We start from the raw sequence: 15356 nt of genomic DNA, 5'->3' as shown, positions 1-15356 counted from the left end.
TAAATAGCTGACGAGGTGCTTATGTTCCGATAGAATATTTATTCAGTTGAGCGAATTTTTGACCATAAAAATCCAGGGAATCTAAACCATGAGCGAAGTCATCAACGTCGGCGCCACCGAATCATTAATGGTGGCAATTTTGGTGTTGTTTGTGGGGGGGTGGATAAAGCAACTGATCCCTCCATTAAAGCGTTTTAATATTCCCGATCCAATTGTTGGCGGCCTGGTCATGGCAGCGATGATTACCTCGCTTCATTTTAGTCAGGTTAATGTGGTCTTTTCACTGCCACTGCAAAATACCTTTATGCTGATGTTTTTCAGTACCGTTGGCCTGGCGGCAAGCTTTCGACTATTGGCCCAGGGCGGCAAGAAAGTGTTGGTTTTTTTAGCGCTGGCCTCAGTGTTTATCATCTTGCAAAATGGCGTCGGTGTGACGCTGGCTAATCTACTGGGTTTGAACCCGCTACTGGGCTTGATAGCGGGTTCTATTACCCTGTCGGGCGGTCATGGTACCGGTGTCGCCTGGTCGCAGATCTTTGCCGAGCAATACGGTTTGCAAACGCTGGAGCTGGCGATGGCGGCGGCGACGTTTGGCTTGGTCATGGGGGGCTTGATTGGTGGTCCGGTGGCCGAGCGTTTGATCAAAAGAAACAAGCTAGAATCGCCCTATGGCGTCGGCGGTAATCACCATGTCGATCACCCCGACTTGGTGACCTATAACGAACTGGAAGAGGATCGAATCACCGCCAAAAAAGTGATTCAAACGCTGTTTCTGTTACTGGTGTGTATCTTGGGTGCCAAGGAGATCAAAGAGATTGTCGACTCCTTCGATGTCAGTTGGTTGAAGCTACCCGACTTTGTCTACGCCTTATTCATTGGCGTTATCATTACCAACCTCACCGAGGTGACCAAGGTTTACAAAATTAACAATGAATCCGTTGATATCCTCGGTACGGCCTCATTGTCGTTGTTTTTAGCAATGGCGTTAATGAGTTTAAAGTTATGGGAAGTCTTCGAGCTGGCCATACCCCTGCTGATCATCTTGCTGGTACAGACGGTGATACTGGCGCTGTTCACCTTCTTTGTTACCTACAAGTTTATGGGGCAAAACTATGATGGTGCCGTCATCGCCGGCGGGCATTGTGGTTTTGGCATGGGAGCCACGCCAACAGCGGTGATGAATATGGGCTCGCTGGTGTCGCGTCACGGCCCTTCGCCTCAGGCGTTTATGGTGGTGCCGATTGTCGGCGCCTTCTTTATCGATATTGCCAATCTCATCATCCTACAAAGTTATATTGCCTTTATTGGCTAAGGCTTGCTCGCCGATTGGAAGAACTGCCATAACTCAATCGGCGCGTCCATGTCCCCGGCATCGCCGCCATAGAAACGGCCATAGCGAATGAGCGTTGATGGTATGACGTGCCCCGAGCCAGTGAGGCGATACAATCGCACCTGAATGTTATTGTCATTTTGCCAGTGTGTTAGCGTAATTCGGGTAGCTGAATCGCCATCGCGCTCGGGTATTTGCCGATGCAATGCGGCTTTGTCTGCGCCGGATAACTGACGAAAGTAGTTGGCCGAGTCTGTTGACGAGGTCACGACTCCGCGGCTTTTATCACCAGCGACGACGACCAGTCCGCCCTCATAAGGGTTGATCGGGTCCTCGGTGCCATTGAGGATGGCAATGGATACCGGTGTTGATGATTGTTGGCAGTCAAGGTTGTCGTCGATGGGTAGATTGGCTGCTATCGGGGCGAGGGCGGCAAAGGCCTCGGGCATCTCCAGGGCCAGACGATAAACCATATGGCCGCCATTTGAGAAGCCGGTGGCAAAGACACGGGATCGATCGATCTGATGGTTCTCGCTGAAATAGTTAATCATAGCGTTGAAAAAAGCGATGTCGTCGATGTCTTCTACATTGGCTGCATAGCTGGCGCTTGCTCGACAATCGTGCCAATGATGCTTATAACCATCGGGATAGACGGCGATAATATGATCGCGGTCGGCAATATGATCAAACTGATAGGCGGTTAGCTGGCGCATCTTTTCGCCGTCCCCCTTGGAGCCATGTAGGGCAAAAATCAGTGGTCTGTCGACGTCAATATCGGCCGGTAAATAATAGTGAAAGCTTCTGTTGTTGCCGTCTATTTTTAGCGTTGCGGAGATGAACTGACCAGAGAGAGTGGGTATTGGTGCAAGAGAAACATGGAGAAAGACGTAATAGCCAATGAAGACGCTGGATACAATGAGCGTTAATAGGGCGGCAAACTTTTTCAGCATGGGGTAATTCTCGTCGCTTAATTGTTGTTTTTGTTATGTCGCTTATCGATCCATAGGCAGACAAGAAAAATTATTGCCAGCCCTGTAACCAGTGTTTTCCATCCGCTAAATCACGCCAATCAATGCACTCACTGCGCTTATTGATAATGGCTTCAATGAGGCAGCTGATGACGATGTCGTCCTCGTCAAACTCAACCTCAGTAATCATAAAGTGTTTTTCTTTGTGGCGTGGGCTGACCGCCGTCCATTTACTGTTGAGTAGTTTTTTTGGGTTGATTGTAGTCATCGCTGGCCTCTGTTTGCTGTAGGGCTTTTACCGCCGAGTATGTAGATACGCAATAAGGCACGAGATAGGTCAGTGCAATTTGTAAAAAATTGTCGCTGCCCAGTGTAAACTGCAGCATTGCAGGGCCATGATTGATGATGGCGAGGACGGTGCCGACTAACAGCGATAGTTTCAACGCAGTACTGACGACACGGGGACGAATGGCCAATTGTATAAAAGAAGGCTTCGATATCATAGGGGACTACTCCGCCGGCTAATTTAAATCGGCGGCATACTCTTTCAGTAACGCCAGAGGAATAATGTCCAGCGCCTTTTTATGGGTGCTTTGCAGATGCACTCTCGGCGCCATATTATTGTCTTTAGCTTCCAGCCATCGCAGTGCGCAGAGGCACCAGCTGTCGCCAGGTTTTAAACCGGGAAAGTTATGCTCGGGTACAGGGGTTGATAAGTCATTGCCTCGAAACCGGGAGTATTCAAGAAAACTCTGCGAAATAGCGATACACACAGTATGAGAGCCAACATCTTCTTCACAGGTGTTGCAGCTGCCGTCGCGAAAGAATCCGGTGACTGGATCTTGGCAGCAGCTTACTAACGCTTCGCCTAAGACGTTAATCGATTTTTCTTTTTCCATGTCAGTCCCGTCTATTGTGCCTTCATATAGTGTTCAAGGGCTTCACCCATGGCTTTGTGCAGCGTATTAATGCCCTTCAGTGGCCGAGCCATGACCTTGAAATCGGTAATCAGATTATCTTTATTCCAGGAGATCATATCGACGCCGTTAATGGTAATGCCATCGATAATGGTTTCAAACTCTAGCAGGGCAAAACCGTCATCGTAAACCTCGCGCACATACTTAAAGCTATCGTTAAACAGTGCGGTGGCGGCACAACTAAGATACATCTTGGTGATTTCCTTACCCTCTTGCACGGTATGAATAACAGGGGAGTGCATACGAGCGTCATCGGCCAATATTTCATCAAGCAATGCGGTGTTTTGGGTCTTGAGTAGTTGGTGCCATGTTTGGATAACACTGGGAATCATGATAGCGCCTTATTATGTTTTTAGAGAGCATAGGCTATTTTTTTCGCCAGAAAAACCATTATATTGAATTATTGGCAGGGCGGTATATTCGGTATCACCAGCACAGTATTACTATCGCTCGCTATCATTGTAGAATGGTGGTATTCAGCTTTCTCGTTGTCGAGGAGCGGTGTGGACTTTGTTCGCTAACAAACTGTCGAGGATTTATTATCTACTTTTTAGAAGCCAATACGATTATTCTGCTGAGCCTGTGGAAGACCTATCTTGGCCCGGCTCTGGCAGTAGGCTTTGGCATGGGCTATATCGAAGCCGTAGGCTATACCCTGTTAGGTGCTGCGGTAACGGTGTTTACCACACTGGCTTTTGAGCGCAGGCTGACCCGTTGGTCCAAGCAGGTTGTTATTCTATTATCATCGAGTGAAAAGCCTCGGCGAGTGGTATTCAAGCCAAAGCTGCGTCGGGCGCTGCGCTTTTACCGTCGTTATGGTTTTTGGGGCTTGATGATATTGACGCCGATTTTGATTGGTTTGCCGGTGGGGGTTTGGATTGCCGTTCGCCTCGGTACGGCAAAGCTTAAGGTGGCTATCAGCGTGTTGCTCGTGGCCTTTATCTGGTCGACGTTATCCTATGCTGTCGCGGTGAAGACGCTACAGCAACTGGCGGTATAAACCGCCATTAATAGCCTTGTAATTCGTCGCTTTCATAGACTCTTACTGCAACGGCGTCGTCTTCATCCGCCGTGTGGTACAACGCGCGGGCTAATGCATCAATTGCCAGCGGTTGGTATTTTTTTAGCCCCAAAGCAAACAGTGGTTTCAGTACGGTCGACACAACATTGCCAACGGCTTCTGCCCAGCGTAATTCTGCCCGCGGCCCTTTCAGCAGGGAGGGGCGAAAGAGTCGTAGATGGGGGAGTTTTTGTGCAATCAAAGCGGTTTCGATATCGCCCTTGGTCCGGTTGTAAAACACTGTTGACTGGCTGTCGGCGCCCAGTGCGCTGACCATATTAAAACTGTTGATTTGACACCGTTGAGCAAACTGCGCCGCCGCCAAGACAAAATCAAAATCTACCCGGCGAAAGCCCTGTTTGCTGCCGGCCGCCTTGATCGTTGTCCCAAGGCAGCAAAAGGCATCCCCCCCTGCCAGCGCCGGCATAACCGCCAGGGTATCGAGGGTCTTGAGATCCGCCTCAAGCCAGTGCAGCTTTGGGTGCGCCAGCGAGGTTGGTCGGCGGGCAATCACCGTGACCTGCTGATAGCGATCATTGTCGAGGCACAGGGTTAGCAGTTGCTGACCCACCGCGCCGGTGGCACCAAATATAATGGCTTGTTTCGTCATCGTAGAGCACCTGTTGTCGACTTAATTTAGGCTAGGAGTATACGATAAGCCGCCATGGTTAAACACTGTCCAGGGGCATCAGCCTTGTTTGACCGGGCTATGGGCTGGCAGTACCAGACGGATTGAGCGAGGGACAATGTCAAAACGAATGCGGTGAGCGGCGATAGGTTCGCCATCGAGATTGGTTGGTATCCTGTTGTCAGAGGCCCATTCTGCCCAGGGTGTTTTAAACCGTTTGATGTATTGGCCATTGAGGCTGGGATCGCGTAATTCTTGCAGTACTTGCAGGGTGGCTTCTGGCGGAAACCCGACAAGGGCGATAATATCGAGCAAGCCATCATCGATCAATGCCTGTGGTGCCAGCTGTTGCCCACCACCGGCCTGACGGCCATTACACACCGCGCCGATGATGACCTCGCCATCGATGCTCTGATCGGGTAATGTCAGCCGCCCCTGATAGGGTTTAAAATTCAATGATTGTACTAAGCCATTGAGGGTATAGGCGCCGCCACCGAGAAAGTTCTTCAGCTCTACCGGCGTGGTTGTTGTTATGTGGGCGCCAAAGCCGCCACTGGCAATATTGATAAAGTACTCATCGTTGGCTTTGACGCAGTCGACGGCCGTTGCGCTGCCTGTTTGAGCCAGCGTCAGCGCAGCCTCGGCTGCTGCGGGGATCTGACAGGCGGTGGCAAAATCGTTGGCCGTACCCAGTGGCAGAATGGCCAATTCAGGCCTCTGCTCGGCGGGGTGCTGCATAAGCGCCTCGACTATTTCTTTGACGGTGCCATCGCCGCCGCCGACAACGAGCCGCTGGCAGCCCTCGGTACAGGCCTCTGCAACCAAACGGGCAACATCCCCCGCCTCCCAGGTGGCTCGTACCTCGACAGGGCTGTGAGATCGGGCGTTGAAAATAGCCGTGCGCACAGTTTCCTGTGCTGCTTTCTTGCCATTTAAAATAATGCGTATGTGGTGCATTGGCCGCTCCCTGATTGATGGCTAAAAAGGCTTACTAATCAGTGTACTGGAACGCCGGCAATATAGGGGTGAAGAAAAATCACCACAGCCAGTATGGCCAAGCTGATCAGGCCACCTTTTATTTCTACTTTCCACGAGGGGCTGTCGGGTTTAATCCATTCACCCTCCCGTCTATTGATAAAAATCATCTCCAGCAGTGCCCAACAACCCAGTCCGCTAAATAGAACGACAGAGCGTGAGTCGCCATTTAATAATAAGTGCGCCGTCGACCAGGTGACAATACTGGCAAGCTGTGGATGGCGAATCACTCGTTTAATTCGTGTCTGATGTTTTGCTGCGCCAAATAGCAGAAAGGTGATGACCAGCAGTAGCATTGCCACGGGCTTGGCAGCCGATAACGGTGAGTATATATACTGTGGCACAGAGTCGCGCCAGCCAAAGATAATCAGCGCCAGCGATAAAAGCAGCAGCAATGAGAACATGGCCGCGTAAAGCGAACTGCCTAAACGATTGATGACGGCGGTTTTAAGCGACAGCCCAATCGATGGAATAAAGTGAACCAGAGACCACAGTACGATACCGGAAATTAGAAATGCCATAAGCTACCCTCAAGTTGAGATCGATGACCCCGATGACCCCGATGTTAGTATTATCTACCTGACAAATTAGCACTTATTAACCCAACCCCCAACTCTATTTGCAAACCTCAGAGGCTGGCGGGAACATATTCGGGTGGCGGGGATGGTGACGAAGCCATGATCAAAACTGCCCAGACGCGCTGATATTGGTTGTTATAATCTGTTGTTTGAGCCTCGTCGTATGTTTAGAAAATTGGGCCTGTTGATGTTTGCCGATGAAGCGTGTTCATCATGTTTTGTTGGTTTAGCGTGATAATGAGCAGAAAAAATTATCAGTAGTACTGCCGCATAACTGCCTTAAGTCTTTGTCACTAAATTTTTTGTTGATTATGCATTTCTTCTTTAATTGATCTTCTGTAGAGATTATCTCTTTGGTGGTGTTCAGTAATTTTAATGCCAGGTCGTTTTGATGGTGGGCGGTTTGATTCATCATTGATTGAGTTTCTTTAATATTTTCTTCCAATTTCCAAGAGGCATCTACCAGTGCGTTATACGTATCTGTAAATGCATTGTACTCATCAACCTGATTGCTCGGTACCGGCTGCCTAAAGGAATCAAGCGTATAATTATATCGGTCAATTTCTTTATTTAATGATTTTAATTCAGATACTTGTTCTTTTAGGTCGAAAGAGTGTAGCTGATTTTCTGCCAACTCATGTTGATGCTCGTTGCTGGTGGTTGAATGTTGAGTAATCAGTTTACTATAGTGATCGCCTATGGCTAAACACTCCTGTGCTTGCCCCCTGGATAATGCGTTATCAACAATATCTGGTGTCTGGTGGCTTGACGGGTGGTTATTTACTTGAGTTGGTGCTGGTATCTGGTTGGTTGGTTTTTCATTGATATGGTTTTCACTTATTTTTTGTATGACACCGTTATATGTTTGTTTTATTTGTGTGGAAAATAATGCGGCAGTTAAAATTGAGCCATATAAAATGATGCTGGCAGTTGATGTTTTCATTATTGTATCTCTAAATTTTTTTTAAAAATCAGTGTGTGTCTGGAAAATTGAATTTAATTTTACTGAAGCATGGTTTTGATGTGAAAATAGTAATCACAGAAATTAAATAATGATTACATGCTCTTCCCAGGTCATCTTCTACATTGATTATTTGGTCCTTCAACTTAACGCTGAAGGTATACAATGACCACCCCGTGTTGGGTTGACTAAATTCACTAATACACACGCCATCAAAAAGAGCGCATAACGTGGCTGATAAATTTGCCAGTACTTGAGCCCAATAGACTCTGGTTTCTTCTTTTTTCCCCTATTTTAAACGCCATAGAGCGAGTAGACAACATCGGTAATTCGGTGAGAAAAATGGCGATTTTGGCGCAGAAGGCGCAGGGTTTACAGTATCGGTAACAGCCTTGTTAGGTTTTGAACGCACGATAATGGACTGCAAAGTAAATAACAGCGCCCACACCACCACTGTACAGGCATAGTTTGTGTAATATTGTTGTTGAAACCATACCATGCAAGTCGTTAGTTAGCGTAATTGGATAAAAGGGCTCTACATCTGTGTGCATTATGCTGTCGAGAAATACATGACTAAAGCTACCGATGAATGCGCTTACGAAGGCGACCCACCAAGCAATGCGAATAGGTTGATATTTGTCGATAGCAAGAACCTTCAGGCCTAGCTCTGAAAGACATTTTCCGGTGAGGGCTGAGAAAATCGCTAGAATAATGGCGCCAACGTAAGTATGAGTAAAACCATGTAGATGACCTTCTCCCGTCATGAGGACAATCAACGGCTGAATATCCATTACAATTTGAGTCCAGCCGAAGACCATTAAGCTAAAGCTACTTTGTAAGATCGCTTTAATTAAAATACCTGGTCCCATGTGTATTGGCGTAAAGGGCATAACTATCCTAGGGTTTTAACGTCTTTATTGGATGCATAACGCCGTTAGCCAAAACGCAGAACCCGTTGGCGCCCAGTGAGTGGAGCGAAGCGCAACAATGTTGCCTAACCTTGTTCTACATTTTTAATCTGAGAGATAGTATTCAACGGTCGAAACAACCCTGATTTTTTTGATATGTGGATTGTTTTTGTCTCGTGGTTTTATACTAAATTGTCCTTGAGATGCTTTCTTGATCTTCCCAAGCTTACTATCGGAGTCTTTAGCGAACTTCTCCGCTACCTCTCTTGCTTTTCTGGTCGCTTCTTCAATCATCTCTGGCTTAACTGTGTTTAAATCTGTGTAAATATATTCTGTTTGCGATTGATAGTTGCCGCCTGTAAATACTATCCCTTGTTTTCCTAGCTCAGATAATTCACTCATAACTAAACGAGACGCTTCAATGTTTTTTGAATAGACTGTGACTGTTTGAATAGCAGTATAACGGAATTCAGCTTTAGCATTGTTGCCCCATTGCTGTGCTGATTTATCAGTTATAGCTGGTGAGGAATAAGTAATTTCTTGTGGTGAAACACCGTTCTTTACAAGAAAGACTTCAATTTTTGATGTGTTTGTATCAGTTGAGTTATATAAGTCCTCAAGGTCATTGCCCGTTACGGTAAATTCAATTGGCCATAAAATAATGTCAGCATCAACCTCTCTTTCTGATAGCCCTTTGACTGTGACGCTTCTCTCATACTGCTTAACCTTAATCGCCGCATCACCTAACTGAAAACCTAATACACTTAGGCCAATGGCTATAGAGATGCCTAAAATTAATGCGCCCGTAGTATTGCTTTTAGTCACTTGATTCTCCTTGGTGTATAACGCCGCCAGCACAGGCGAGAAAAACATAGTGTAGCGCCTGCATCTGTTGCAACGATGTTGCGTAAATCGATTTGCAAGCTGCTGATTGTGCACATGATATCGCTTGTCCTAAGGATATCTCAGGGGTATACGAAACTGTGTAGTTACTCGATATAATTGTTATCTGTATGATAAATTAGCATTTTTTCGTCTAATCCCCAAAGGCATTTGCACAATCTTTACACGGCTTATGCGAGATTATAGCTTGCAGACTGAGAAAACCTATCTTGATCATTATTTGGGCGAGCGCCAGGCATAAAAAAGCCGACGATTAGGTCGGCCTTTTAATGCGCTGTTAGGACTAACCAACGTATTAGGCGGCGCAGATGGCGACGCCATGATTGTGGATCTCAACCAGTGCCTTGTGCAGGCTTTGCACGGCCTGGTCGTAGTCATCTTCTTCCAGCACAAACTGCATATCCACCTGACGCATCGATTGGTGCATGGCCAGTACCGAGATGTTGGTGGCGGCAATGGCGCTGACGGCCTGGGCCAGCAGACCTGGGACTTTCATATTGCTGCCGATGGCAGAGATGATGGCCACCTTGCGGACGCTGTATTCGGCCTCGGGATAGATGCGCTCCAGCGCGCCCTGAATCCGCTTTACTGTCTTCAGGTTGGTCGACAGGTAGTGGGTAATGGTATTGGCGTTAATATCCTTGGTGATAATATCGCCCTTGTACTGCTTGATGGTGGCCAAAATATCGCGGTCATACTGATCGACTGAGCCCATCATCTCCTGGTCGAATAGCTCTAGCGCATAGACACCCTTGCAGCCGGCAATGATCTCGACCCTGGGTGTGCTGCTGACGTAGTCGTCGGTGATCAGCGTGCCGGTGTGTTCCGGCTCGAAGGTGTTTTTCACTCGCAGCGGTATAGACTGCTGACGCATGCCCTTGGCGGCTTTCGGGTGGATCGCCTCCATACCGAGGTTGGCTAATTGGTCGGCAACATCGTAGTTGGTACGGCCAATAGGCACGGCCTGGCTCTCGCCAACCAGACGGGGGTCGGCGCTGGAGAGGTGGTATTCCTTGTGGATAATCGCCTCGCGAGCCTCGGTTAAGACGGCGATACGGCTGAAGGTCATCTCGCTGTAGCCGCGGTCGAAGCTGGCCATCAAGCCATCGGCGCTGTGGGTATAGCCGGTGACTATCGGTAATTGGCTGCTGTAATCGATGTCTTTCAGCGACACCAGAATGCGCTCATCGAGGGGCAGGTGTTGATTGGTATTCCAGCCGCTGAGATCAACAAAGACGGCGTTGACGTTGTCGCGCTGTAATAGCTTGGCGGTGTTATAGGCCGAGTGGGCCTCGCCGATACTGGCCAGCATTTCGCGTACGGTCAGTAAGTGAGCCTCCAGTGCGAAGTGGCCGTGGCCGCAGAGGTGCTGTAAGTCCAGCAGGCAGCGTTCGGCGTCGTCGAGGCGTTCATCGATAAACAGGTTGGCTTCGACTAATAGCTCGGTGTCTTCAAACAGCGATAAGTTGATGTCGTGTAGGCGCTGGCGCAGTTCGCTGAGGGCTGTCTTCCAGCTCTCGTCGCTTTGGCTGGCGCGGAACAGACCATAAATGCCTGGCAGGCCATCTTTTTTGTGCTCGAGCAGTAAGTCGGTAATGCCGCCGTAGGCTGACACGACAAAGACACGTTGATACAGGTCACCGTTGACTGGCTGCATCACAATATTATCGCGGATAGCGACATAATTGCTCATCGAGGTGCCGCCAATTTTCTCTACTGTATGTTGGTTCATATCGTCGTCGCTTTGTTGTTTCTTGTCAGATAGATCAAGCCGATGCTATTACCAGCAGCCTGCCATTGTCGGCGCTGTCGGTTTTTCGGCGGGCTATCATAGCACTGATTTGACTTTGAATCTTGTGTCGATAACGCTGAAACCGTCACCAATAGGCTAAAAATGAGGAAAAACCGGCGCGATGGGCCGGTTTTGAATGCAGAGTTGCCCCCTGCTATTACCGTCGCCTTTGTTGCAGGGCGACGGGTAATAGAGGGGCTGGGTGTCGCTTAGAAGCTGACGCGGGCACCAACTTCCAGCGAGCGTCCTGGTTCAGGGGCGACATCGCGGAGGAAGGAGGTCGAATTGCGGATCTCCTCGTTGGTCAGGTTCTTGGCGCGCAGGAACAGCAGTGTTTCAACGCGGTTGCTGTCAATGGTGTAGTTCACAGCGGCGTCGACACGGGTATAGCTGTCGGTTGGATCCTCGTTAACACCGGGATCGTCCTGAGCGCCGGCATGGGTGGCGCGCAAGTAACTGCCCCAGTTGTTCATGTGGAAGTTCAGCGTGCCGCCAAAACGGTACGGGGGCAAGCGCGGTACCGCTGTGCCGTCGGCGTTTTGACCATCGATCACATCACCAAATACATCAACATCCCAGTCACCGAAGGCGCTGTCCTCGGCCAGTACGATGTTACTGGTCAACTCGATGCCTTTAAAGGTGGCATCCTGCTGCTCATAGCTATACACATCGATGTGATCGTTATCCGGGTCGCCGTGGTCGTGGCCGTTGTTTTGTAGATAGATATAGTCGTCAAAATCGTTGTAATAGGCGGTGATATCACCGCTGATACGGTCGAAGTTCCAGCGCAAGGAGACGTCAATATTGTTCGAAACCTCGGTGTTCAACTCCTGATTACCCAGCTGAATAGTACCGGTGGCACCGTGAATAATATTATGGCCTTCGACGTTGGAGTACAGTTCATCAATGCTGGGGGCTCGCTCGGAGCGTGACAGCGCGACACTGCTCGACCAGTGCTGATGGAACTGCCAAACCGTTGAGGCGGATAGGCTGAAGCTGGTGAAGTCACGGTCCTCTGCTTGACTGCCATCGCTCTTGAACTGGTCGTGGTCAATGCGAGCACCAAACTCATTAATCCACTGACCTGTTTCGAAGCTCTCGACCAGGAAGAGACCGTTGCTGTAGTGCTTGGTCAGTGGGATCAGTTCCTCGCTACCCTCGTCGTGCTCGTCGTGCTCGTCGTGCTCGTCAGCGTGGTCGTCATGATCATCATCGTGGTCATCGTGGTCATCGTGATCATCATGGTGGCCAGCCAATGCCTCAAATTCACGAATCTGGTTTTGCATGCCGATAACACCCTGCCAACCATCGGCAAGTGAGTGAGTCGCTTCGAGGCGGTTTTCCCAACTGGTACTGTTATAGGTGGTGGCAACCTCGTGCCCTTCATACTCCTTGTGTTGATAATCGGTATAGGTCATGTGCCATTTGATATCCTCGGCCCATGCCTGGTCCAGTTCATAGCCACCGGCAAGATCGTAGCGAGTCTGGGTCAGATCGATCCAGACGTTTTCCTCGCCGTGTTCCTCGCCGTGCTCATCGCCGTGCTCATCGCCGTGCTCATCGTCGTGGTCGTCTTCGTCGTGCTCATCGTGACCGCCGCCGTGGTTGTGTCCGCCCTCGGGTATACCGTAGGTGTTTTCGAGGTGGGCAACAGAGAAGCCGAGATAACCCTTGTCGAAAATGCGTGAGAATCCACCGGTGACATTCTTGGTGCGGCCGTCACTGTTGTGAACGGTATTTTGGCTCTGATTTTGCGGCTCACCAATAATAGGGTCAACCGGGACTTCAACATCGTCCCAGTCGCGGTAAAGACCATCGAAGTGCCAGCCCCAGTCGCTGTTGCCGCCGTCGAGCTTGATGATGCTGGTACTGCCGCTGGAGGCCGAGTCATAACGTGTTTCGACCGCGCCGCTGATGCCTTCGGCACCGGTGGTGGGGATGCGGTTGTCGATGACGTTGACCACGCCGCCGATGGCGCCGCCGCCGTAAAGTAGGGTAGAGGGACCTTTGAGTACCTCGATTGACTCGGCCAGTACGGGCTCGATGGTCACCGCGTGATCGGGGCCTGAAGTAGAGGCGTCGATATTACCGGTGCTGTTTTGCAGGATGCGGACACGGTTGCCCTGTTGGCCACGAATAATCGGTTGGCCGACACTGGGGCCAAAACTAGAGCTGGCAATGCCCGGCGTCGAGGCGAGGGTTTCGCCGAGGGTATTGCTCGCCTTGTTATGCAGCTCTTCACCGCTGATGACCATGACCGGCAGCGCTGTCTCAGCTTTTTTACGGTTGAGTGCGGTAGAGGTAACCACCACTTCTTCCAGTCTGTCATTGTTGTCGCTGGCAAAAGCAGTGGGGGCAAGCAGTGGTGTGGCGGCACTGACGGCCAGCGCAATAAGTGATTTCTTCATCGAATAGTTAACCCAGCCTGATACAGTTCAGGCGTACATTATCGCGGCGAACAAAAGCCGTGAATAATATTAAAAAACGCGAATTCTCGGCAGTTAGCCGTGATAAAAAACGCAATATTGGAATGGTTTAAGCTATCGAGGCGGGTGGGGCGCGGCAGTGGTAGCGAACAATGGTGGCAGATTTTTTGCTGCTCTCATCGACGATCTTATACTGGAAAACATGGGGTGATGAGGCTTCGAAAACAATGCTGCTGTCGAGGCTGACCAGGTCAACACCACTGCGGTGTTGATAAAAAGAACAGTCAACATGGTGTTGCTCTTGCTCTTGATAATCGTGCACGTGATGACTGATCAGCCACTGACTGACAGTCAGCACAGAGGCTAACGCAAACAGTAAGTAGTTGTTTTTGATCATTGAGAACATCAAGTTAAAACCAGTGTCGAGGTTATTATAATAGTTGGTGCAGATTTAGCTGGCTATCATAGCATTAAAAAATACCGTAAATTAAGCCTATCAACATTAATATAATAAATATTTGGTTATTTCACTGGTGCCTTTTAACGATCAGCATACGGCCATTATCAATACAGAAAAAAAGGTGAAACATGCAGTTCGACAATAAGACCGTTTGGGTGACAGGCGCTTCCAGTGGTATCGGTAAAGAAACGGCTATTCAACTCAGTGCTGAGGTCGGTCGTTTGGTGTTGTCTGGCCGTAATGTAGAGCAGCTCGAAGCCGTGCGAAAATTGTGCTTTAACAGTGAACAGCATTTGGTTGTGCCCTTTGATTTGGCGGCGATGGATGATCCCGCGGCGCTGGTCGACGATGTGTGGCAGCAGAGTGGTGGTGTTGATATTTTGCTCAACAGTGGCGGTATTAGTCAGCGCAGCCTGGCCATGGACTGTGTGGCAGAGGTGGATCGCCGATTAATGGAGATCAACTTCTTCGGCACCGTCGCCTTAACCAAGGCATTAGTGTCCAAGCTGCTGACCAGGCCAATGCCACACCGCGGTGATGTAATTACCATATCCAGCGTTTCGGGAAAAATTGGTGCGCCGATGCGGGCGGGTTACTGTGCGTCCAAGCATGCGGTGGTCGGTTATATGGACTGTCTACGGGCAGAGTTAAGTGACAGTGGCGTCACCGTTGCCGTGGTCAGTCCGGGCTGGGTGAAAACCGCAATCGCCGAAAACGCCCTCGATGGCGATGGCAGTCAGTACAATCGTAAAGACCGGGATACCGAGAACGGTATTGAGGTTGGCGATTTTGTATCGATGATGATTAAAAAGCTGAAAAATGGGCGTCAGGATATTGTGATTGCTGCGGGCAAGGCCAGGTTTGGCTATCATTTTCATCGCTTCTTTCCCGAGCTCTACCACCGGTTACTGAAGAGGGTCTATCAGCATCAAGACCAGTCTTGAGTCAGTGTAGCTCACGGTGATATTGGGTGATGACCCAGGCGATGGCGGTGCTATAGGAGAGGTTGCTGCCCAGTTCGAGATCGGGCTTGAGTAAAAAAAGTCGTTGGCTGGCGAGGCCGCGTACCTTACTGGCTAAATCGGGGCGAAAGGCCAAGTACTTATCCCACACTTCACGGTGGCTGGTCGGGGTTATTTGAAACAAGCCGACCCCATCGGGGGATGAGTTGGCGCCATGACTAAGACTGCAATTGGATTCACTTTGAGCGCTGGACAAGAGTTGATCGATGGCAGATTGTGAGGAGACGCCGAGGTATTCCAGGGTAGGACGGATAACGTGTTGTTCGAGCTCTTTGGCAGATAAACTCATAAGCGACTCTTTCTTAGTT

Annotated in this window: 18 protein-coding genes; 3 read left to right on the top strand and 15 right to left on the bottom strand. The window is 49.5% G+C overall.

What is annotated here, in order from left to right; translation table 11 throughout:
• Positions 1 to 88 precede the first annotated feature (88 nt).
• On the top strand, positions 89 to 1312 hold the full coding sequence (gene gltS / locus L9P87_RS04800) for a sodium/glutamate symporter (RefSeq protein WP_237443533.1): 1224 nt from the start codon (positions 89 to 91) through the stop codon (positions 1310 to 1312).
• Here gltS and L9P87_RS04795 read toward each other — a convergent pair.
• From L9P87_RS04795 to L9P87_RS04775, 5 genes are all read right to left on the bottom strand, one after another.
• Positions 1309 to 2280 carry a CE1 family esterase gene (locus L9P87_RS04795; protein ID WP_237443532.1) on the bottom strand — a complete coding sequence of 324 codons (972 nt, stop codon included), beginning with the start codon at positions 2278 to 2280 and terminating at the stop codon, positions 1309 to 1311. The two genes, gltS and L9P87_RS04795, sit on opposite strands and share 4 nt — an antisense overlap.
• A 70-nt stretch (positions 2281 to 2350) precedes the next feature.
• The gene (locus L9P87_RS04790; RefSeq protein ID WP_237443531.1) at positions 2351 to 2566 is read right to left on the bottom strand and encodes a TIGR02450 family Trp-rich protein; all 216 of its coding nucleotides are present in this window, start codon (positions 2564 to 2566) and stop codon (positions 2351 to 2353) included.
• Entirely contained in the window at positions 2529 to 2801 is a 273-nt protein-coding gene (gene nrtS / locus L9P87_RS04785) for a nitrate/nitrite transporter NrtS (RefSeq protein ID WP_237443530.1), read from the bottom strand. Before nrtS ends, L9P87_RS04790 begins: the two co-directional genes overlap by 38 nt.
• 18 nt (positions 2802 to 2819) lie before the next feature.
• On the bottom strand, positions 2820 to 3197 hold the full coding sequence (locus L9P87_RS04780; protein ID WP_237443529.1) for a DUF2237 family protein: 378 nt from the start codon (positions 3195 to 3197) through the stop codon (positions 2820 to 2822).
• An 11-nt stretch (positions 3198 to 3208) separates the two neighbouring features.
• Positions 3209 to 3607, bottom strand: a complete 399-nt coding sequence (locus L9P87_RS04775; RefSeq protein WP_237443528.1) for a nuclear transport factor 2 family protein — start codon at positions 3605 to 3607, stop codon at positions 3209 to 3211.
• 14 nt (positions 3608 to 3621) lie between these two features.
• Here L9P87_RS04775 and L9P87_RS04770 point away from each other — a divergent pair, with 14 nt between their 5' ends.
• Positions 3622 to 4275: a small multi-drug export protein gene (locus tag L9P87_RS04770; protein WP_237443527.1), complete on the top strand. Its 654-nt coding sequence runs from the start codon at positions 3622 to 3624 to the stop codon at positions 4273 to 4275.
• A gap of 7 nt (positions 4276 to 4282) precedes the next feature.
• Here L9P87_RS04770 and L9P87_RS04765 read toward each other — a convergent pair whose 3' ends face one another.
• The 9 genes from L9P87_RS04765 to L9P87_RS04725 form a co-directional block, all read right to left on the bottom strand.
• Positions 4283 to 4945 carry an NAD(P)H-binding protein gene (locus L9P87_RS04765; protein ID WP_237443526.1) on the bottom strand — a complete coding sequence of 221 codons (663 nt, stop codon included), beginning with the start codon at positions 4943 to 4945 and terminating at the stop codon, positions 4283 to 4285.
• Positions 4946 to 5023: 78 nt separating this feature from the next.
• Entirely contained in the window at positions 5024 to 5920 is an 897-nt protein-coding gene (gene yegS, locus L9P87_RS04760) for a lipid kinase YegS (RefSeq protein ID WP_237443525.1), read from the bottom strand.
• A gap of 38 nt (positions 5921 to 5958) precedes the next feature.
• Positions 5959 to 6519 (bottom strand): NnrU family protein, encoded by a 561-nt coding sequence (locus L9P87_RS04755; protein WP_237443524.1) that lies wholly within the window; start codon positions 6517 to 6519, stop codon positions 5959 to 5961.
• A gap of 283 nt (positions 6520 to 6802) precedes the next feature.
• Positions 6803 to 7519 carry a hypothetical protein gene (locus tag L9P87_RS04750; protein ID WP_237443523.1) on the bottom strand — a complete coding sequence of 239 codons (717 nt, stop codon included), beginning with the start codon at positions 7517 to 7519 and terminating at the stop codon, positions 6803 to 6805.
• Between the two features lie 413 nt (positions 7520 to 7932).
• On the bottom strand, positions 7933 to 8427 hold the full coding sequence (locus L9P87_RS04745; RefSeq protein ID WP_237443522.1) for a metal-dependent hydrolase: 495 nt from the start codon (positions 8425 to 8427) through the stop codon (positions 7933 to 7935).
• A gap of 123 nt (positions 8428 to 8550) precedes the next feature.
• Complete coding sequence (locus tag L9P87_RS04740) at positions 8551 to 9318, bottom strand: SIMPL domain-containing protein (protein ID WP_237443521.1); 768 nt, start codon at positions 9316 to 9318, stop codon at positions 8551 to 8553.
• 325 nt (positions 9319 to 9643) lie between these two features.
• Positions 9644 to 11080, bottom strand: a complete 1437-nt coding sequence (locus L9P87_RS04735; protein WP_237443520.1) for an aspartate kinase — start codon at positions 11078 to 11080, stop codon at positions 9644 to 9646.
• Between the two features lie 269 nt (positions 11081 to 11349).
• The gene (locus L9P87_RS04730; RefSeq protein ID WP_237443519.1) at positions 11350 to 13548 is read right to left on the bottom strand and encodes a TonB-dependent receptor domain-containing protein; all 2199 of its coding nucleotides are present in this window, start codon (positions 13546 to 13548) and stop codon (positions 11350 to 11352) included.
• Positions 13549 to 13675: 127 nt separating this feature from the next.
• Positions 13676 to 13963 (bottom strand): hypothetical protein, encoded by a 288-nt coding sequence (locus tag L9P87_RS04725; protein WP_237443518.1) that lies wholly within the window; start codon positions 13961 to 13963, stop codon positions 13676 to 13678.
• A gap of 191 nt (positions 13964 to 14154) precedes the next feature.
• Between L9P87_RS04725 and L9P87_RS04720 the strand changes: the two genes are divergently transcribed.
• On the top strand, positions 14155 to 14970 hold the full coding sequence (locus tag L9P87_RS04720; protein ID WP_237443517.1) for an SDR family NAD(P)-dependent oxidoreductase: 816 nt from the start codon (positions 14155 to 14157) through the stop codon (positions 14968 to 14970).
• 1 nt (position 14971) lies between these two features.
• Here the strand turns inward: L9P87_RS04720 and L9P87_RS04715 are convergent, their stop codons facing one another.
• Positions 14972 to 15337 carry a hypothetical protein gene (locus L9P87_RS04715; RefSeq protein ID WP_237443516.1) on the bottom strand — a complete coding sequence of 122 codons (366 nt, stop codon included), beginning with the start codon at positions 15335 to 15337 and terminating at the stop codon, positions 14972 to 14974.
• Positions 15338 to 15356 lie beyond the last annotated feature (19 nt).

This window comes from Sinobacterium norvegicum (assembly GCF_923077115.1).
Classification (GTDB): domain Bacteria; phylum Pseudomonadota; class Gammaproteobacteria; order Pseudomonadales; family Sinobacteriaceae; genus Sinobacterium; species Sinobacterium norvegicum.
The sequence above is the reverse complement of the archived record's forward strand: the minus strand, read 5'-3'. Positions and strand labels throughout refer to the sequence as shown.